Below are 20,157 nucleotides of genomic sequence, written 5' to 3'. Positions count from 1 at the left end.
ACTAGCCGAAATGCACTAGTTTTGGAAGAAAAACTTTGAAAACAAACCTTAAAATCAATACTTTACTCGTGGGTTTGGGTCGGATCGCGTCAAGTTTGGAATTAGATCCCCTTCGTCTAAAACCATGTACGCATGCGGGAGTTCTTTTTTCTGCCTGGGGCTGTAAGCATTTTTCGCTCCATGGTATCTATGATATCGACCCCGAAAAAATAACCCAATTTCAAAAACAGTGGAAATTGGGTTCGGCTGATTTAGCCTTAACTTCAGAAGATTTCCTTGGACTAACGAGAAACAGAGGAAAGGATCAATTCAAAAAATATGATTTCGCAATCGTTGCCACAACGAGCATTACACATTTCGAGATTGCATGCCATTTGATTCGGTCGGGGCTGAAATTCATTCTCATTGAGAAGCCAGTTTCGCTAAACAGTCATGATGCGAAAAAATTAGCAAACTTAGCACTAAAAAATAATGTAAAAATTTGGATCAATCATGAAAGAAGGTACCACCCACGTTACCAGTACGTTAAGGAATTAATATCCACCGGAGCATTTGGAAAGATAGAATCAGTAAGAGCAAATGTTTTCACATCGGCAAAAAATCCTGGGCTTGCCTTTTCAAAGTATGGTGGAGGTCCGCTGCTGCATGATGGAACACATGCCATCGATTTACTATTCTGGATTTTGGGACCTCTCACCTTGCGAGCAGCACATGTGGTTCGACAAACTCAAAAAGCGATTGAGGATAGGGCTACTGCCTGGCTTGTAAACAAGGAACAAACAGAGGTTTTTTTGGATGTAGCGGGGGGACGAGACTACTTTCAATTTGAAATCGATATTTTTACAACAAAAGCACGATTCACTCTCTCTAATGATGGGTTTCAGTTTTTTGCTTCCTCTCCATCTCCACTTTATAAAGGTTTTCGCAGTTTAAAGGTTATGGAAGAGAAAAAATTGCCAGGTAGAGAAAAATCGAATCCGTTTCTTGGAATTTACCAAGAAATTTTAAAGAATGTGAAAGGAAAATCAGACTACCAAGAAGGAACCCTGAAAGATAATATAGACATACTGGAATGTATCGAATCAATTTACCAGTTTAGGCGAAAAAAATGAATCAAGAATTTGTACAAATCAAAAATGGCAGATCACTTCTCGTCTATTCCTTTGTCATTAAAACTTGGTTCGGATACTATCTCCTTTCAAAACTAAATCGGCGATTTTTATCTGAAGCAAACTGGGAAATTCGAAAGAAAATTTTCTTTAAAAAAAAAGGAAGAGAGGCAAAACATATATTCTTTCAGTTAGGTGGAGTTTATATAAAAATAGGCCAGTTTGTGTCCAATTTATTCCATATTTTGCCCGAAGAATTTTTATGGGAATTACAAGAACTGCAAGATAAAGTTCCACCAAGGCCGTTTCCAGAAATCGAAGGAAGATGGTCTCAAAATTTTTCAGTACCCTTACATGAAATTTTTACCAACTTGAATGAAGTGGCACATGCAAGTGCCTCAACAGCTCAGGTCCATATAGGATTTTACAAAGAAAAAAAAGTAGCGATCAAAATTTTATATAATGGAATCGAAGAACAGGCAAAAAGTGATCTAAAAACAATCAAACGAGTCCTCTGGTTTTTTGATCACTTTATCCTTTCGATCTCAGGAAAAGAAGTATCTTCCCAATTGGAAGAAATGATCTCGACAGAACTTGATTTACGAAATGAATTAAGATATCTGAAACGCACCAAACAAGCATTTATCGCAGAAAAAGACTTTGTTTTTCCAGAGCCAGTCTCCGAATTTTGCACAAAATCAATCCTTGTAACAGAGTTCATAGAAGGAAAAAAAATCTACGATTTTAAACCGGAAGAGCTAATCGCGAAAAAGAATCCTTATCTAGAAAAGATGATCAGAGCCTATCTTTTAATGATTTTTGAATTTCGATTTTTTCACGCAGACCCGCATCCTGGAAATCTTATCTTTTTAGAATCTGGTCAGCTTTGTTTTATTGATTTTGGAGCCGTGCAGGAAATCTCAGGTGATGAAACTCGATTGCTTGAGAAATTACTACTTGGCGCCATGAGAAAGGACTACCATTTAATGGCTGATACTTTATACGAATTGGGAGCCGTGAATGATCATCTGGGAAAAGAAGAACTTTGTAAGATTTTAAAATATTCAATGGATAAATTAAACCATATCCTGCTTACTACAAAAAATTTCCGGAATTTGGGTTGGGATACTTTAAAGCCAGGCGATGATCTTCGTTTTTTAAAGGAGATTCAAGTGAGTTTGAAGTTCCTGTTTAAGTCCTTAAAACTTCCACCAAACTTTCTTAGCCTCCATCGAGTCCTAGCTTTACTTCTTGGCAACTTTTCTTACTTAGATCCTAACCGTTCCTTATTTGAATATGCAGAAAAACCTTTTTCCCAAATTGTTTTAAAAGGCAGTTCTCTCAGAAAAAGATGGCGTGATGAGGGAGAAGAAATTTTAGCCAGTTCCCTCTCTCTTCCCAAAGAACTTTATGAATTTTTATACCAACTCAATCGTGGTGAATTTGTTTTCCAGTGGACCGAGGATAAGAAGGTCGGAAACAAGCAACTACTTCTCAGAGAACAATTTACGTATGGTGTTCTCGGTTCTATTTTTTTCTATTTCGGAATTTATTATGCCGAAAAATCTTGGAAAGAACCTAGTTTGCTATTTTATATTCTTGCAGGCATTGCTTTTTGGTCCTTTGCCCGGGCTGCTTGGTCGTATCAAAATAAGAAATAAGAGAAAAAAGAATCATGAAATTTCCAGAGAAACCATTTCTTTCCGTTTATAAGCCTTCCTACATAGTCTTTGTGCTATTCGGTCTGGCCTTAGATCTCATCAGTAAATTCGTGATCATCCAAAAGATGCAAGCGTATGAAAGCATTCCGATCTTGGGTGATTTTTTTCGTCTTTCACTCACTTTTAACACAGGTTTCGTTTTTGGACTTTTCCAAAACAACGCATTGCCTTCATTATTTGCCACTGGATTTGCCATTATATTTTTATTCTTCTACCGATGGACCAATTCAGAACTTGGAAATCCTTGGGGTTGGAACCTGGTCATGGCTGGCGCCTTCGGGAATTTTTTTGATAAGTTTTTTGTAAAAATTCCGGGCGAAGGCTTTCGGTTTGGATTCAGTCCAGAAAGACCAGGCATTGAATTTATTGGCGTGGTGGATTTTTTGGACTTCGAGTGGCCTGATTTCTTATTATTCGAGCGTTGGCCTGCCTTCAATGTTGCAGACTCTTGTGTATCCATCGGAATCGTGATACTCCTGCTAACCATGGACTGGAAAGAAGAAGAGAGTAGTCGAAGTTAAAGAAAAAAGTTTTCTTTAACGGTTACAGAAAGTGTTTTAAAAACCTCTGTATCTTCTTCTGACTTCCCAACCTTCCAATTGATACCAGATGGCGAAGCGTAAAGACTTCGCCCAGGTTTGCCCTCGCTGATTCCGCAAACCCGAATGATATGCATTTTCATCTCCTTCGATATCTTGGAGAAAAAATCCAAATCTTCCTCATACGTTCTTCCGCTTTCCTCTGAGGAAAGATGAAATACGACTTCCAGCCCCTCTGTTTTGAATTGGTTCCAGATCAGGGTGTCGTTGATATCTTCACCGACAAGGATTCCAAAACGAAGTCCGCCCATGATAAAAATAGATTCGGTCTCTCCTTTTGTGATTTCAGCCTCTTTGGAAGATGGATTCTTTTTATCATAAAAATCGACAAGCACAAGCGATTGCACTATGGGAGAAGAGGATACTAATTTTCCTTCGGCGTTTTTTCTATAATGAGAACCGCCCATGATCACACCTTGGTAGGTTTCTGAAATTTCTAGAAGGTGATCCTGGTATTCTTTTTCGTGTTTTGCGGCATCGTTTGGTGTTTGTGCTCGAAAAAAATGAGGAAAACCTTCAGGCAATAATAGGAAATTTGCCCTCTGGGCCGCAATTTTAGCAAGTTGGTCTTTAGTGAATTTTTTATGTAGGTCTTTTTGATAGACCGATATTTTGATAGTTGGCATTAAATAGGATTTCCTGAAGAAAGATCATCATCGTCTAAATCCTCAAACTCATCGATTTCATCTTTTGCATTTTCTGAACTCGACCCAGTTACGGGCGAGGATTTTGCTGCGGAAGGAGCAGGCTCACTGCCAAGGCCTGCATCATCCAATCCAGATCCTTCGGGAGGGGTTGTCTGCATTTCGATACCGAAAGATTCCTTCATTTGCTCAGGAGTCAATTCGACAAGACCACCATAGAGGTCGCCAGATTCAATTCTGTCAGAGAGGGCCATCACATAACAATAAGATTCCATAATGCATTGTTTGATCGGCTTCTTATTCAATCTCTTTTTGGCCTCCATTGCATCTAGAGAGATCACATCGTCCATATTGACGATGATCTCCTTTTTGGATTTCATATCCTTAATGAGATCGAGTAAGATATCTCTGACTTTTACATTAAACTCTTTTATGACCATTCGAACGGTTCTTGATTGGCCCGTTCGCTTTTGGTCTATGCCTGTCAGTTTTTTAGAAGCTTCAATATAATTTGCGCCAGGATTGGCTTTGTGTTTCTCTAGTTCTCTTAATATATCTAAATAAATTTTAAGCTGATCGGTAATGGACCTGGTGGATTCATAGATATCTAACATTTTCTGACGGTAGTCAACTTTAACACCGTTCACATGTGTAAGTTTAATATCAATTTTTTTAGTCGTCAGAACAAAGGAATACTCATCATCAAATTCCTTGAAGTATAAATAAGAGAGCATAGCCTTATCCCCATCGGGAACAAAATGCATTTCGTTGCGAGGATCAAATTTCTTTCGCAATTTTGGAATGGAATACATTTGCATTAGCCGTAAACCATAAGCTTGTTCCTTGCTTAGAACTACTTCTTCCTTTTCGGCATTTTTCTTATTTTCTTTTTCTTCTTCTTTCTTTGCTTTCTCTTCTTCTGCTTGTAATTTTGGATCAATGCCTCCAGGGACATTTTCTCCAGTTCGGCGTGAGCCAGGTCTTTCTTCAGGCTGAATGTCCAAAAGGCTTTCCATATAACGAGATATAAGCGGAATGTTTTTATTTTCCGCTCGTATTACCACTAGATATAATTTTTCAAAAAAAGTATCATACAGGGTATCGATTTCAGAAATGATTTTTTTCTTCTTAGAGGCATAGATTAGCGATGGTTTGTTTTCTACTTTTTGAAGTTCGTCGTAAGCTTGGATGAATGATTTTTTAAGTGTCTCCTGGTATGGATAGAGTATGTACATCCGTTTAAACAGTGAATAAATTTGTGATTTGACTCTCTCGATTGCGACCGGAGATTCGGGAGCGCTCATAATTGGCTCGGTAATGTCTGTTAGTTCTGGGCCATTGTACAACTTTTGAGCCATGGCAATCAGTTCCACGAGGAGTGGGTTGATTTTATCAAGAGCTGCTGAAACTGCCGGCGAGTGTGTTTGGTTGGCTAGAATTTCGTTAGCACTGTAATTGCATTCAATTAATGCTTGTTTGGCCTTCGTAGAAAACTCATGCATAAAACTTGGGTTTAGGTCGGCAGATCCGAAAGGAGTCACACGTCCCATCCAACATTTTAATTTAACAGAGAAGCGAGCCATAAAAGATGAAATTTCTTTCTCGTATTCTAATTTGGCATCGTTTGAAGACCTATTTTCGCCGCCACGGGAATCGCCATCTCTGCCCCCGCCACCTCCAGATCTGTTACGGGAACGTCCTTCGTCTGAACTTCCTCTGGATACCGTACTTGTGCGAACCTTTGGATCAGGTCTAGACTTTTTACTCTCTTCGGGCTTTGGATCCGGTTTCTCTTTGATGATTTCTCCACCGGCGCTTACGAATTTGTTGAACATATCCTTGCGAGCGGAATCGTCTAATTTACCGACTCCAATGGCTCTTTTTGTATTGTCGAATTCTGGCATTTTACCTGACCCGTTTACTACTCAATAGAATTAGATTCGTTTCAAAAAGCAATTTTTAATAGATTCCCCTGCAAAATCCATAATATTGGGGAGGAGGTCTTAAATGGCAGATTATATTCTTTCGGATGAGCTACGAGAAGCCGTACACGTAGCAGAAATCACAATGCGCCCCCTATTGCTCAAAGGGGAACCGGGAACTGGCAAGACCTTGCTTGCCAATTATGTGGCAGAAGCACGAAAATTGCCCTTATTTCGTTGGCATGTAAAATCGACGAGCCTGGCTAAGGAAGGTCTCTATTTTTACGACGCTGTGGCACGTCTTAATGATTCTCGGTTTCCCGAGGAGGAAGCCATGCTGAGAGTCAGGGATGTAAAAAATTACATTCGGCTTGGGGCACTGGGAGAGGCATTTGCAGACCCAAAAAAATCCGTTGTTCTCATAGACGAAATTGACAAAGCGGATATTGAGTTCCCAAATGATTTGCTACTGGAACTCGACAAGATGGAATTTTTCATTCCCGAAACAAAGGAGATGATCACGGCAAAAGAACGTCCTCTGATCATCATCACATCCAATAACGAAAAGGAGCTTCCAGATGCATTTCTCCGAAGGTGTATCTTTCACTATATCGAATTTCCCAAGCGGGAAGCGATGAAGGAAATCATACTTGCCCACTATCCCAGAATTAACACTGAGTTGATGGAGAAGGCGCTCGCAATGTTTTATACGATTCGAAAAATCGAAAGTTTGCGTAAAAAACCTTCCACAAGCGAGCTTCTCGATTGGATTCAAGTATTGTTACACACCGGAGAAACGCTATCTTCGGATCAAATCCCATTTGCAGGTACACTTTTCAAATCGGAAGAAGATTATCGAGTGCATTTAAATTAAATGTTTTTAGATTTTTTTTATAACCTAAGGAGAGAATCGATTCCCTGTTCTACGGGGGAACTGATTGCCTTCTTGCAGACTGTACGCAGCCTAACGGATTCGAGTGGGTTTATGACAATGGACACTCTATACCGTGTTGGCCGATTAAATTTTGCAAAGGATCTGAAATATTATGATTCTTATGATATAGGATTTGCAAAAACTTTCGCTGGACTTCAAGAAAAAAAGATCCAGTTGAGAGATGCGCTCTTTGATTGGTTGGATCAAAATATTGATAAATTGTTGTCAGAAAAAGAAAAAGAACAGGCTCCAAATTTAAGCATGGAAGATGTTTTTCGTGAATTAGAAAAGCGACTTCGCGAACAAACAAAAAAGCATGATGGCGGAAGCAAATGGATCGGCACTGGAGGAACATCCCCCTTTGGTAATTCAGGATTCAATCCAAACGGACTTAAAATCGGAGGCGAAGAAGGAGCAGGGAACCGAACGGGCGTGAGTTTATGGACAGAAAGAAATTATAAAGCATATAGAGAAGATGAGATCATTGATACGCGCTCGATTCAAATTGCCCTGAAGGAGCTTCGGTTTCTAAAAAAAGAAGGAAGAACAAACCTTAATATCAATAAAACGATCGATAAAACTTGCGAGAATGCAGGCGAAATCGAACTTGTGGAGGAAAAAGCACGTAAAAACTCACTTCGGTTGGTATTGATCCTTGATATCGGAGGAAGTATGACTCCCCATTCGGAAAGAGTGAGTAAATTATTTTCAGCAAGTAAGTCTTTATACCATTTTAAAGAAGTTCACAACTTTTTTTTTCACAATATTTTTCATGATTTCTTATTTGAGTCTCACGAATTCGAAGGAAGGATTTCTTTAAAACATTTCGAAGATAGGTTTCGGAAAAATACAAAATTGGTATTTGTTGGCGATGCCTATATGGCTCCCTATGAACTTTTTAGTGCACCTTACAACCCTTACTCTTATCATCGTGAATCAGAAGAGGAAAAATCGCGCAAAAGAAAGAGTGGAATCGATTCCTTAAAGGAGTTAACGGATAAGTTTCCGGATTCTGTCTGGCTTAATCCTGAACCTAAGCGATTTTGGGGAGCACCTACCATCGAAGCCATCCAAGAGGTTGTGCCCATGTTTCCTTTGACCATTGAAGGTCTTAGGAAGGCAGTTAAATCCCTACTAGGAAAGTAATCTTCTCGTGATTTTCAAATATATCACAGATTTTTATGCCGGCTGGACCGAATTCCTGGTCTGAACTAATTTCTAAGGTTTTTCTTGTCGTTAATTAAGATACGACATGGCCACTTTCTTTTCTTTTTCCAATATTTTAATTCTAGCAATCAATGTGGCAACGCTAGGATTTTATTATACTTTTTACCGATTCCACTTTTATCGATTTACGGAATCTTTTCTTCAGTATACGGCTTTTTCCTTCTCCGTATTTAGTGCTGGCGTCGCATTGGCAATACAAGCAACTATTTTGATCCTAATCCCATATCCTTCTTACGAATTCAAAGCATTGATCCTTTCTAGTTCGGTAGAAGAGTTATCCAAATTACTTGGAATCTATATATTCTTTCGTAAGAATCAAGATGAATTTACTGTAACTGATGGAATTTTTTATGGACTGGTGTTAGGCGGCGGATTTGGCCTTCTGGAAAATATACTTTACTTTATCGACACAGGATTATGGTCTCAAGTCTTACGATCCATCTCTGCGTTACCCATTCATATGATTAATGGAGGGCTCGCTGGTGCTTTCCTGATGATTTTTTTATTTTCTGGGCACGGTTTTATACGATGGATTCGGTTAATCTTTGGTATGAGTATTTGTATCTCTTTGCACGCTTTTTATAATTATTCATTATTCATTGACGCCAATATATTGCTAGTTCTTCCTTTGTGTATTTTATCTCTCTTTTTTTTATTAGAAATTACCATTGCAAAATCGAGAATTTTACTTCCTGGGTATGTTTTGAAGCTCATGAATATGACAGTCGAGGAATATGAAATCATTAGCCGACACAATCGACATGAAGGGTGGATACAAAACGTTCAAAAGCATATCTCAACGAGTAGTGTCAAATTATTGAAGATACCAAATTTAAGACACATCATAATTACGATTTTTTTTCTTATACCATCAATACTCTCAGCGGCTCTGCTAATTTATGATCCTGTCATCATTACAAAAATGTTTGTGGATCTGGAGTTAAAGGATTACTTTGCTTTGTTCATTATCTATCCGGCAGTCCTTGGTTTTATGTTTTTCTTTGCCGGTGTCTTAAATCCTTATTTTTTCCGAGATAGAATGCTTGCTGTTCCTTTATTTGGATCAGTCGATCTGAAAACTGAAAGATCCGAGGAAAATACTGCGTTGTTCCATATTTATTGGAATAAGTTTTTTATTCCTGTCTCCAAGGTATATCCGGAGAACACGCCAGCAATATTTGACTTTTGGATTGGGATCAAACAGTATGCAAAACTAAAAGGAAAAATTCTCTGGGTTAAAGAAGGAGAAGAAGGCAATTGTGGCGCCATGTGCGAGTTAGAGGAAATTCCGTTTCGATTTCTGATCCACTGGAATCTGGTGAGGTTACGTCAAAATTTCAAAAATCTTTTGATTCGAAATCGATATATTTAGACTAGAATCTTGCTTCAACTTCAAAGGAGTAATGCAATAAATTTCCCGTTGGAATAGGGGAAAATCTCTGCTTACTTTGTACGGAGGCTTCCACGCCTGGTTTCAACCAAACACTGCTCGTGTTACCATTTTGCGATTCCATCTGCCCCAGATAAAATGCATCAAACAGAGAATAAACGACAATCATAGATAAGAGTGCTGTGTATGCTTGGAATCTTCGATTGTGAAAGTCATACCGATCCGTTGAAAGCACATTACTTAGAATAAAAATTCTACCATCAGGAGAAGGCACATACTCTCTGTCATTATTGATTGCGTTCACAGATTGGTTGTACTCATAGAACATGCCGAGTCCGGATAGAATGGCGCCACTGAAAAGCAAGGCTGATTTTGTATATTTTTTATCTTGTAACGGAGCAATCCCGGGGATGACCTTGGGTCCGTTTTCGATGACAATTTCTGAGATTGTCTGAACTCGGTCCAATTGGAAATTTTTCATCTGATCAAAGGGTATTGAGATCGATGCCAGGCCCCTTTCTTTTGGCTGCAATACCCAGATTTGATTTTGGTTGGATACCAAAGTCGCGCTACCTTTAAAATCTCCTGCTTCCCAGATTCCCGAAATGCCAGGCTTGATGAATAAACTGTAATCCTCTTCTGGCGAAAAGGTAAGCTTTAATGTGACTATCTTGGCGAGAGGCAAAACATCGAGTTTTAAGGGATCTGCCTTCGATGTAAAAGAGACAGTGTTTTTTGTAATTCGATGTAGGAGTAGGTCACATCTTTCGGCAAGCATCGGTTTAAAATTTGTGCAAACAGGTACACCGTCATATCCTACGTCAATTCTCTCCACTTCTGCGAGTGGGATTTTACGTATTTTATTCTTCTCTTCTTGCCAATCCACGTGAGTCGTAGAAACACTTAGTGCTTTTCCGATGCTTGATGCACCGGACTTGAGGAATATCCTGTCAGCATGCAGAGAAATCCCCATACCCAGATAAAAAAATACGAATAATATACGAGGGAATATAGGATGTATTCTTTTGTACTGCAATCTGGATTCCATTCTCTGAAAACTCTATTTTTATGATAGATTTCTCACTTACAAATATCGACAATATCATTAGCGACCGTGATCAAAAGTAAAACTAAAACTACTAATTCTCTTCGATTTAAAATAGGCCTCTTTTATTCTCTACTTGCCTTACTCAATATTATATTTTTCACGGTTATGATCTTTGAAAATCAATCTGATCTACTTCTTAAAAATTTTCAATTTCAATCAGAAAATCTTGCAAATACAATCCTTGCGGATTTGCAGAATATTGGTCTCAAACCGGTTAGGGACGAAGCATTTAACGTTTTCAGAAAAACTTTAAAGTTATATGATATTGATAACTTTATCATCTTTCAAGGCGATGGTAAAATATGGCAAACGGAACCAGAAAACAACCAGGAATCTGCTACGGTCTCGGAAGCCCTTATTCGCAAATCGAAAGATGTCTCCTCAGATAAAGAAGGCAGTCTATTTAAAGCGCGCTACAGTCTTGATTTAAATGAAGAAGATTTTACAGTTGATTTCCTATTGCCCATAAAGGCAGCCAGTGGACAAGAAATATTTCTATCCACACACTTTAACATCGCTTCTATCCAGGAAAGATTGAAGCAACTTTACATTCAAGTTGCCTACGCTGTTATCTGGGGCGTTGTTTTTCACTTAATATTTGCAGTCTTAGTATATCGGGCCATATTCCGAAGAGTTGGACTCCTTGAGGCAGCTTCCAAGGAAATGACAGAAGGCAATTTGAAATCAAGAGTCTCGTGGAATTTTAAAAATGAGGATGAACTCGATAATCTAGGAAATTCCTTTAATAGCATGGCGAGTGAAATAGAGACGAAGGTAAACTTGATTACTAAGCTTAATGATGAAATCAATCAAGAACTGCAAATCGGAAAAGAAGTTCAGGAACTGTTTTTGCCATCCCCGAAAAAATATAAAAAATTTAAAATCGGTAAACTTTACCGACCTATGCGCGAAGTTTCCGGAGATTTATATCAATATTTTTATTTCGATGAAGGTGAGGGTAAAGAATTTTATGCTTTTTTCCTTGCCGATGCATCTGGACATGGTGTATCAGCTGCTCTAGTAACGGTGGTTATGGCAATGACTTTACAAGCCATCATGAAAGAAAATCATGATCCAATTATTGCTATTAATTTTCTCGGCGAAACCATTGCCAATCGATTACAAGCCTCATTTTTTGCCACGGGTGTTTTTGTCATACTAGATGAACCAGGGAAAATCAAATTCGTAAATGCTGGGCATAATGCTCCCTTTATGATCCGTCCATCCACGAAACAAATTACTTATATCGATAGCTCTGGACCACCCTTAGGAATGGGAGACGATATACAATACTCCCTAGTTGAGTTTTCCGTGGAGCCAGGTGATAAGATAATATTATATACCGATGGAGTCGTAGAAACACCTCTAAAAGACGGAAGTTTATATGGGCTGGATCGGTTTTCGAATTTGGTAATGGAGAATATTGAAAAATCAAATACTGAGATCGTGGAGCTTGCAATGGCAGATCTAGATCTAGTTCACGAAGAATATAAAGATGACGTGACAATGCTTGTCATAGAAATTCCGGAATGAGAAAATTTCTTTTCTTTCTTATATTTATACTACTATTTTGTTTTTTTGGTCTCGCATCACAGGCGATAGTAGGAGTAAAATTACAAGAATTGCGATTCGGAATCCTGAGAGACCAACTCATGAATTACGAACTTTCATCCCAGACTTTAAGAGAAAGATTGAAACAGATGTTTCTTTCGAAAGATGATTATCTTCAAGAAGTAAAAGTGAATGTCTTGGAATCCGGAATTATGAATTCCGAAACAAAAGGCATAGATCTGGAAATGGGATGGCAAGATAAATTTGGTTTGGCCGTCATCAATACGGTTCGTACGTTAAACTTTAAACCTTTCTTAGAACTGGAAGAGCAACAAAAAACAATCATTCGCCTGCAATTTGCCTTCTACATGGAAAGAACGAGAAAATTTTCCATTGCCAGCAAAAAATATGAAGAGCTTGAAGATATTCTCCAGGGATCGCTTGCCGATGAGCATGCTTTCACACTTTTACACCATGGCTACTGTTTGGTAATGATGGGAGAGAGAGATAGGGCGTTTGTTAAGCTTCGAAAGGCGATTGATTATTTCCCTGGAACACATTATGCTGAGAATGCGGAACTCTTAATTAGTTTTCTTGTAGAAAGTGACAAACGAAAATTAGAGTTTGAAAATTTAAATAAAAATCCCGAAGAACGAGTATTATCTTCATTTCAAGCCGGAGATTACGAATCTACGTTAAAGACTCTTGAATCGATTCCGATTCTCACAAAAGATCAATCCTATATCAAGGCGAGATCAATGGAAGAATTAGGCCGAACATCGAATGCGGTAAAGGAATACATTCAACTCGTAAAACAACAATCAAACAAGGAGGTGGCGATTAGAGCTAACAGACGATTGCTATTGATTGGAAATTTTTATCAGGAAAATAAATCATTAGCAGAATTTTCAAAATCTGAAGCCACCAGACTAGGCGACACAAAGGCAGTAGCCAATATTGAAGAAGGAAAGTCTCTGGTTTTAAAACCGATCATAATAGAGAAAATTTTAAAAGCAGAAACTTCAAATGTTGGCTCAGAAGAATCGAAAGAATTGGCTGAAATTAAAGATAGCTTGAAGGATTCCCTTCTCGAATCAAAACAGGAAACTCAAAAATTGATATCAGTCGTAGCGGAAGAAAAAATTCCGTTAGTAAAAGAGGACCGTCAAATACTGTTAAATGAGAAAAAAATTCAGGAAACTCCTGTCAAAGAAACAGCCATTCTACCAATAAAAAAAGAAGAACCAGTCCTTACCAAACTACAGGTAAAAATGAAAGATGGGAGACTTGTTTTATGTGATACCTTAATTTCTGATGGAACCATTGCCAATCTCGCTTTGGGCACATTTAAGCTATCGATTCCATTAGAAATGATTGCCGAAATCCAGACCAATAAATCGAACTCTATGCTTCAAATCGAAACCGAAGAAGGAACGAAAGTAGAATCCCTGCAATTGACTAGAACGGAATCAGGAATTTGGAATACAAAATCGAATCAGGTAGAGGGTGAAATCAAGGACTCCAATCTAAAATCAATCGGAGTCCAATAAATCTAATTTAAGGAAGTTCGGCTTCGCCTGCGAGGATCGTAAAAAATTTATCAAGGCTGGACAGTTTCAAGATCACCATCACGTCTTGACTCACATTGAGTAGAAAAAAAGTGCCTTCCTCGGATTTTAGCTTTTTTTGAAGGTTCGCTAGGAGAGCGATCCCTGAGGAATCGAGCAGTTTTATGTTTACCATATCAATAGCAACCGATTCGGCGCCATCATCTATAATCTTATGTAATTCTTTTTTAAGTGCGGGTGCGGAATATATGTCTAAAGACCCTTCTAGAGTCACTACTGTATGATTTTTTACTTGTTTTGTTGTGAAATTCATTGAACTTCCTGCTAGCTTTCTAAGTCTCCTGATTTACCTCTATTTTGTAAAGACTTTTTGCAACCAAGCGAGAACAGAGCAAATTTTTGTCTTTTTTTAGGTGATTGCCTAATGCTGGATTTTCTTTAAAATCTCTGTGACTGCTTGATTATAGCCATCAAAACCACCTTTGTCATAATCGCCGAGGGCTTTGTAATCCAAATCACCAATTTCGAGAAGCATCTTCTTTAATTCTTGCTCTAGATATTCTTTTTTAATGTAAGTCGACTCAAAAATCTTAGGGTGCACCAGTTAACCATTGCAAAGAATACAAAAAATAAAAGAACTTTTCCGATGCTTTAGTTGTAATCCTAGCGAATCAAAATAAATTAGAAAGAGATTTCATGGGAAGCCCACTTTGTATCCTAATCGTTGCCTCTGACCAAGAGGAAGTCTTTCGAATCATTCGAGAAATTAAATCACAAGGCTTTTCGCCGCTCTACCAAGTCGCTATGAGTAAAGAGGACTGGGATAAACGGATTCATGAAGAAGACTGGGATTCAATTCTAGTTTCCTTTCGATGGAACCCAGTGATTCCACCCATGAATCTGCTTTTAGATTTAAAGTCAAAACAACTGGATATTCCCTTTATCATAATCTCGCATCCGGAAAATTATAATGAATCCTTGAAATTAATGAGCGCGGGAGCCGCGGATATTATTGATGCAACGAATCTCTTCCGCCTAACGCACGTTTTGGAGAGGGAAAGGAGAGAGTTAGTTTTTCGAAGAGAAAAAGAGGTTACCCAATCCTATTTGGAGAAATCTTTAAAAGAGATTCAATTTCAAAATTACGCTGTCGACCAGGCAAATATAGTCTCAATCACGGATGCCAGTGGCATAATAACATACGTTAATGATAAATTTGTACAAATTTCAGGATTTTCGGAAAATGAGCTAATTGGAAGTTCGCACCGAATATTAAAGTCACAAGAAAAATCAAAAGAGGATTGGGAAAATTTCTGGCAGACGATTCGCCAAGGCAAGGTATGGCATGGCGAAATCAAGAATACAAAAAAAGATGGTTCTTCCTATTGGGTCGAAACTACAATCGTTCCTTTTGAAGACGATGATGGATCGGTCTTTCAATATATTGCCATTCATCATGACATTACCAATCGAAAGCTCGCCGAAGGCCAACTAACACATGATGCTTTCTATGATAATTTAACCGAACTTCCTAACAGGGCATTATTCCTGGCGAGAATTGAACAAAGAATTTTCGAATACAATTCGAATCAGGGCGGTTTTCCCATCGTCATTTCTCTAAATCTCGACAATTTTCGCAGGATCAACCATTCCCTTGGAAGTACCGCAGGTGATGATATCCTAAGAATCTTTGCAGATCGAATCAATAAATTTTGTGGAATTTCTGCCATTACGACTCGCCTAACTGCAGATTCTTTTGCTGTGCTTGTCGTAGATTTTTTATCGATAGAAGAGGGTTTAGATTTTGCCATTCGTTTGCAGGATCATTTGAAAGAAATCATTCCCTATAGGGGATATGATCTCTACCTGACTGCATCGTTTGGCCTAGCTGGTTTTGGAATGGGTGGAAAGGAAGCGGAAGAGATCCTCAAAAACGCGGAAATAGCCATGTTTCACACAAAAGAAAACAAGGTTGGTTCTATCTGCACCTTTAGCGAGGACATGAAAGAGAAAATTCATTACCAACTAGAAATTCAAAATGATTTGCGCAAAGGAATCGAGCGCTCCGAGTTTATTGTCTTTTACCAACCCATATTGGATTTAAAATCCAATGAGATTGGACACTGGGAAGCACTCGTTAGATGGAAACACCCAAAAAAGGGAATGGTTTCACCGATTGATTTTATCCCTATGGCAGAAAATTCGGGATTAATTCTTCCTTTAACCAAATTTGTTTTAGAGGAGACTGCAAAATTTATCCAGTCTGTTCTTGAAACCCGAGGAAAAACCATCGTCGTAGCGGTGAATCTATCACCCCAGGTTTTCCAACACCAAAATATATTCCACTGGATGGTTGATATCAAACAAAGATATGAAATTCCATACGAAACCATTCAGGTGGAAATCACGGAAAGTTTAGCTATGAAAAATATGGAGGAGACAGTTCCTATCTTGGAAAATCTTCGCGATATCGGTGTAAAGATAGCGCTCGACGATTTTGGTACCGGGTATTCTTCGCTTTCTTACCTTGAAAAATTACCTCTTTCCATTGTCAAAATAGACAAATCCTTCTTAAATAACGTAACCGCTGGATCAAAAGAAGCAAAGTTACTTGTATCCATAATCTATATGGCTCACGATTTGGGATTGAAGGTAGTCGCAGAAGGTGTGGAAGAAATTGCTCAATTCAAGCTTTTAGGCGAATTTAAGTGTGATATGATACAAGGTTATTTAATCGCAAAACCTCTTTCTAGAGAAGATGCGAATCACTTTTTGGAAAAGTTTACTGGACAAATTTATTAAGATTTCAACCAATTTCAAGTAATTCGAGGTAAAAATGAAGATCGTTTCCTTTTTGATTTATTCTTTACTATTATTTCTCCTACATTGCCAAACTTCTCCAACAGGAAGAAGACAACTCATTCTCGTTAAAGATCCAGAGATGAATCAATTAGGCGCAGAGGCGTTTTCTGAAATGAAAAAGAAAACTCCCATAGAAAAATCTGATTCTATCAATAAATACGTTAACTGCATAGTCTCGGCAGAGTTAGCTGTAAGCGAAGATACAACTGGCGTTACAGATTGGGAAGTTGTTGTTTTTAAAGACAATACACCAAATGCGTTTGCTTTACCTGGAGGTAAAATCGGTGTGCATACGGGAATACTTCCTGTAACTAAAACTGCGGACCAGCTTGCGGCTGTTCTTGGGCATGAAATTGGTCATGTGATTGCTAGACATGGAAATGAAAGAATATCTCAAAACCAAGTGGCACAAGGTGGGATGGAAGCTCTGACGAAAATCGGAAAAGGAGAAATGGCAGGCATCTTAGGTGGTGGCGCCAAATTTGGAATTTTGCTCCCATTCTCGCGTGCTCATGAATCGGAAGCAGACCTAATTGGTTTAGAAATCATGGCCAAAGCTGGATTCGATCCGAAAGAAAGTATTTCACTTTGGGAAAATATGAGTGCAATGAGCAGTGGAAAACCGAATGAATTGTTATCTACACATCCTTCTGACGAAACCAGAATGAAAAACTTAAATCAAAAAATGCCTGATGCCTTGCAACTGAGAGAAGAAGCGAATCGAAATGGTAAATTACCGAATTGTAAGCTTTAATGAATATTTACATCTAATCTTTAACCTTCCTGCTACGATACGCAGGAAGGTAGTATTTAATCTAGTCACAAACAAGTTTACGAGCTTGTACCTTACACTCTTTAGGTTTTCCCTCTTCCATAAGAGTTCCTTTTCCTTCAAGACCATCATTTTGAAATTCGCCATCTAAGGCCCGTCCGTCGCTAAACGTGTAAATGCCCTTGCCATTAATCTGACCTGACTTAAACTCTCCGATGTATTTGTCTCCGTTCTTAAAATGATATTCACCAAGTCCTTGGCGTTTGTCTTCAACGTAAATTCCACTAAATTTTTCGCCATCGACATAATCGAAATTTCCTTTGCCTTCACGTTGATCATTTTTAAAAGATCCAGTATAGATGTCGCCATTCTCATAAATGTATTTGCCAATGCCATTGACGCAATCGCCTTCGATACATCCTACTTTCTTTTCAGAAGAGCTCTCTTCTTTTTTTGATGGGTCGGATACATCAATACTCTCAACCTTTTTTTGATTGACTGAGTCTTTAGTAGTATCTGCAGATTCGCTGGATGCATCTTCAGATTTTGTTTCTGTAGAAGAACAATTGGTTAGTGAAAAACTAACCAGAATTAATAATAAAAATAAAGCCCTCTGAAAAGAGAGTAAAATCATGCGATCCTCCGAATGTAGGCTTTTAGTAAATAAGGAACGATCAAAAAATCAATTCAAAAAGTAGGTTTGAATTTGTTCGAATCGGTCCGTTTTTTGGCTTTTTTCGTCCATTTTATCGATTTTTTCGGAGTTCTCATCTATTGATTTATCGTTAGCTAGAAGTGAATCCAGATTCTCAAGCTCGGTGATAAATCTAGTTAAAGACCGCAATTGAATATTTTTCTGGCTATCCACCACTGGCGCGGTGAGAAAAAGTTTTGATTTCGCTCGTGTGATCGCGACATAAAAGAGCCTTCTTTCCTCTTCCAAATCCTCTTTCGTTTTGATCCGATTTGAGGGAAATTGACCGTCTAATAAGTGTAAGACAAATACGATGTCCCATTCCAATCCTTTAGAGGAATGAACGGTAGAAAGAGTTACATAACCTTCTTCTTCCTTTTCTTTATCGGGATAGATTTGATATGATTCGGTTGCTTCTAAACTCAAATAAGAAATAAAGTCTTGGATCGATGTACGATCCTTTGCCAGAATTCCGATGGTATCCAAATCTTGTTTTCGCTTTTCATGATCATCGTATTTATTCTTTAAGATCGGAGTATAATAGGAGAGCGTTGATTCATACAATTGTAAGCTTGCATTCGTATGTTTCGCTCGGAGCGAACTGATATATTCCAATAATTGGATTAGGCTTCGCTTAGCCTCCTTTGAGAATCCCAGCCAAAATGAATCATGCAAGATCAAATCACCAGAGAAATCTTCCAGTGAAATTGTCCTTTGCAAATTGTGTATCAATAAACTTGCTTGTTTTGGCCCAACACCTTCTTCTAGTAAGGCGATTCGTGTCAATGAGAGCCAATCTACCGGATTGACACAGATTTTTAAGTAAGAAATAATATCTTTTACATGAGATTGCTCAAGAAATTTTCTTCCGCCAAATTTCTTGTAAGGAATATTTTTCGCATTTAATTCTAATTCTAATAAATTCGTATGCCATCCAGAACGTGCAAGCACAGAGATATCCTTGAATTTGGAACCGTTTTCATTTTCTTCGATAATTTTATTTGCGATAAAGTCTGCCTCTGTTTCTTCAGAGGAGGCTTTATACAAACTCGGTTTTAAGCCTTTTTTCTCCTTCTTCGAGTATAATTGCTTTTTATACGTTTCAGAAAATTTCGAGAGAATGGAATTCGCCAGGTCTAGAATTTCTGGTTCGCTTCTGAAATTTTCTTCCAAGGTAATGGTATTTGTTTCAGGAAATATTTTAGGGAAGTCTAAAATATTTCGCACATCCGACCCACGAAAACCATAGATACTTTGGGCATCATCGCCAACTACCATTATATTCGAATGTTCGCTCGCAATTAAACAAGCAATATGCGCCTGTATTTTATTGGTGTCTTGGTACTCATCTACCAAAATGCACTTATAGATTTCTGCTGTTTGGATTCGAACATTTCGGTCTTCCATTAGCAGCTTACGTGTAAAGTGCAATAGGTCGTCAAAATCCAAACAGTTAGATTTGAATTTTTGGAGTTCATACATTTCTTTGATTGCTTGAATCTCTTTGGTTTCCCTGATAAATTGTGGATACTCACGGGTGATTGCTTTTTCCAGAGATTGATTGGTATTAAAGGATGAGGATATGATATCCAATAAAGTTTCCTTTTTTGGGAATCGTTTCACTTGCTTTTCGCGTAAAAAATCCTCTCGGCAAATTCCGATCAGAGTCGTGGCATCTTCGGTATCCAAGATCGAAAAATTGGAGGAAAATCCGAGTTTCATGGCATGTTTTCGAAGAAATTGATTTCCGAAAGAATGAAACGTGCCTCCACTCACTTTTTCCATTCGCCTATCCAATAGAAAGGAAGCGCGAGCTAACATTTCCGCAGCTGCCCTTTTGGAAAAACTAAGCAGTAAAATAGCTTCTGGTGAGACGCCTGATTGCACTAAATGAAACATTCTATGAACTAGAGTATTTGTTTTTCCAGTTCCAGCACCAGCTATCACAAGTACGGGGCCTTGGCCTGCCTCGGCAGCTTTTTTTTGGCTCTCGTTTAGATTTTCCCCTTTTTTCACAAGTATCATTTTTTTATACTTCAATCGATTGACAAACTGT

The 20,157-nt window shown here is 38.3% G+C and carries 17 protein-coding genes; 10 read left to right on the top strand and 7 right to left on the bottom strand.

Features of this window, described 5'->3' with window-relative positions; genetic code table 11:
* The first annotated feature begins 35 nt into the window (after positions 1-35).
* Genes EHQ58_RS14470 through EHQ58_RS14460 form a run of 3 tightly spaced genes read left to right on the top strand, consistent with a single transcriptional unit; the run spans position 36 to position 3,351 of the window.
* Positions 36-1,112 (top strand): Gfo/Idh/MocA family protein, encoded by a 1,077-nt coding sequence (locus EHQ58_RS14470; protein ID WP_135624603.1) that lies wholly within the window; start codon positions 36-38, stop codon positions 1,110-1,112.
* Positions 1,109-2,770, top strand: coding sequence for an ABC1 kinase family protein (locus tag EHQ58_RS14465; RefSeq protein WP_135624602.1), 1,662 nt, complete (start codon positions 1,109-1,111; stop codon positions 2,768-2,770). The genes EHQ58_RS14470 and EHQ58_RS14465 overlap by 4 nt, the downstream gene beginning before the upstream one ends.
* A 14-nt stretch (positions 2,771-2,784) precedes the next feature.
* Positions 2,785-3,351, top strand: a complete 567-nt coding sequence (locus EHQ58_RS14460) for a lipoprotein signal peptidase (RefSeq protein WP_135624601.1) — start codon at positions 2,785-2,787, stop codon at positions 3,349-3,351.
* Here EHQ58_RS14460 and EHQ58_RS14455 read toward each other — a convergent pair.
* Together EHQ58_RS14455 and EHQ58_RS14450 are read right to left on the bottom strand one after the other, a co-directional pair.
* Positions 3,348-4,055: a carbon-nitrogen hydrolase family protein gene (locus EHQ58_RS14455; RefSeq protein ID WP_135624600.1), complete on the bottom strand. Its 708-nt coding sequence runs from the start codon at positions 4,053-4,055 to the stop codon at positions 3,348-3,350. The genes EHQ58_RS14460 and EHQ58_RS14455 overlap by 4 nt on opposite strands.
* A complete protein-coding gene (locus EHQ58_RS14450; protein ID WP_135624599.1) occupies positions 4,055-5,977 on the bottom strand; it encodes a hypothetical protein in 1,923 nt (640 codons plus the stop codon). The genes EHQ58_RS14455 and EHQ58_RS14450 overlap by 1 nt, the downstream gene beginning before the upstream one ends.
* Positions 5,978-6,080: 103 nt before the next feature.
* Here EHQ58_RS14450 and EHQ58_RS14445 point away from each other — a divergent pair, with 103 nt between their 5' ends.
* The 3 genes from EHQ58_RS14445 (at position 6,081) to EHQ58_RS14435 (ending at position 9,528) form a co-directional block, all read left to right on the top strand.
* Positions 6,081-6,869 (top strand): AAA family ATPase, encoded by a 789-nt coding sequence (locus tag EHQ58_RS14445; RefSeq protein ID WP_135624598.1) that lies wholly within the window; start codon positions 6,081-6,083, stop codon positions 6,867-6,869.
* The gene (locus tag EHQ58_RS14440) at positions 6,870-8,075 is read left to right on the top strand and encodes a VWA domain-containing protein (RefSeq protein WP_135624597.1); all 1,206 of its coding nucleotides are present in this window, start codon (positions 6,870-6,872) and stop codon (positions 8,073-8,075) included.
* A gap of 106 nt (positions 8,076-8,181) precedes the next feature.
* A complete protein-coding gene (locus EHQ58_RS14435) occupies positions 8,182-9,528 on the top strand; it encodes a PrsW family glutamic-type intramembrane protease (protein ID WP_135624596.1) in 1,347 nt (448 codons plus the stop codon).
* Between the two features lies 1 nt (position 9,529).
* Here EHQ58_RS14435 and EHQ58_RS14430 read toward each other — a convergent pair whose 3' ends face one another.
* Positions 9,530-10,582, bottom strand: a complete 1,053-nt coding sequence (locus EHQ58_RS14430) for an LB_137 family protein (protein ID WP_135624595.1) — start codon at positions 10,580-10,582, stop codon at positions 9,530-9,532.
* Between the two features lie 78 nt (positions 10,583-10,660).
* Here EHQ58_RS14430 and EHQ58_RS14425 point away from each other — a divergent pair, with 78 nt between their 5' ends.
* A complete protein-coding gene (locus EHQ58_RS14425) occupies positions 10,661-12,187 on the top strand; it encodes a SpoIIE family protein phosphatase (RefSeq protein ID WP_135624594.1) in 1,527 nt (508 codons plus the stop codon).
* Positions 12,184-13,755, top strand: a complete 1,572-nt coding sequence (locus EHQ58_RS14420; RefSeq protein ID WP_135624593.1) for a tetratricopeptide repeat protein — start codon at positions 12,184-12,186, stop codon at positions 13,753-13,755. The genes EHQ58_RS14425 and EHQ58_RS14420 overlap by 4 nt, the downstream gene beginning before the upstream one ends.
* 7 nt (positions 13,756-13,762) lie before the next feature.
* Here the strand turns inward: EHQ58_RS14420 and EHQ58_RS14415 are convergent, their stop codons facing one another.
* Positions 13,763-14,086, bottom strand: a complete 324-nt coding sequence (locus tag EHQ58_RS14415; RefSeq protein WP_135624592.1) for an STAS domain-containing protein — start codon at positions 14,084-14,086, stop codon at positions 13,763-13,765.
* 108 nt (positions 14,087-14,194) lie between these two features.
* Positions 14,195-14,374 carry a hypothetical protein gene (locus EHQ58_RS14410; protein WP_135624591.1) on the bottom strand — a complete coding sequence of 60 codons (180 nt, stop codon included), beginning with the start codon at positions 14,372-14,374 and terminating at the stop codon, positions 14,195-14,197.
* Between the two features lie 95 nt (positions 14,375-14,469).
* Between EHQ58_RS14410 and EHQ58_RS14405 the strand changes: the two genes are divergently transcribed.
* The gene (locus EHQ58_RS14405) at positions 14,470-16,575 is read left to right on the top strand and encodes a GGDEF domain-containing phosphodiesterase (RefSeq protein WP_135624590.1); all 2,106 of its coding nucleotides are present in this window, start codon (positions 14,470-14,472) and stop codon (positions 16,573-16,575) included.
* Between the two features lie 34 nt (positions 16,576-16,609).
* Entirely contained in the window at positions 16,610-17,389 is a 780-nt protein-coding gene (locus EHQ58_RS14400) for a M48 family metallopeptidase (RefSeq protein WP_135624589.1), read from the top strand.
* A 61-nt stretch (positions 17,390-17,450) separates the two neighbouring features.
* Here the strand turns inward: EHQ58_RS14400 and EHQ58_RS14395 are convergent, their stop codons facing one another.
* Positions 17,451-18,041 (bottom strand): MORN repeat-containing protein, encoded by a 591-nt coding sequence (locus tag EHQ58_RS14395; protein WP_135624588.1) that lies wholly within the window; start codon positions 18,039-18,041, stop codon positions 17,451-17,453.
* A gap of 48 nt (positions 18,042-18,089) precedes the next feature.
* On the bottom strand, positions 18,090-20,126 hold the full coding sequence (locus tag EHQ58_RS14390; RefSeq protein WP_135624587.1) for an ATP-dependent helicase: 2,037 nt from the start codon (positions 20,124-20,126) through the stop codon (positions 18,090-18,092).
* Positions 20,127-20,157: the final 31 nt, after the last annotated feature.

Source organism: Leptospira ognonensis, assembly GCF_004770745.1.
In the GTDB taxonomy this organism is placed as follows: domain Bacteria; phylum Spirochaetota; class Leptospiria; order Leptospirales; family Leptospiraceae; genus Leptospira_A; species Leptospira_A ognonensis.
The sequence above is the reverse complement of the archived record's forward strand: the minus strand, read 5'-3'. Positions and strand labels throughout refer to the sequence as shown.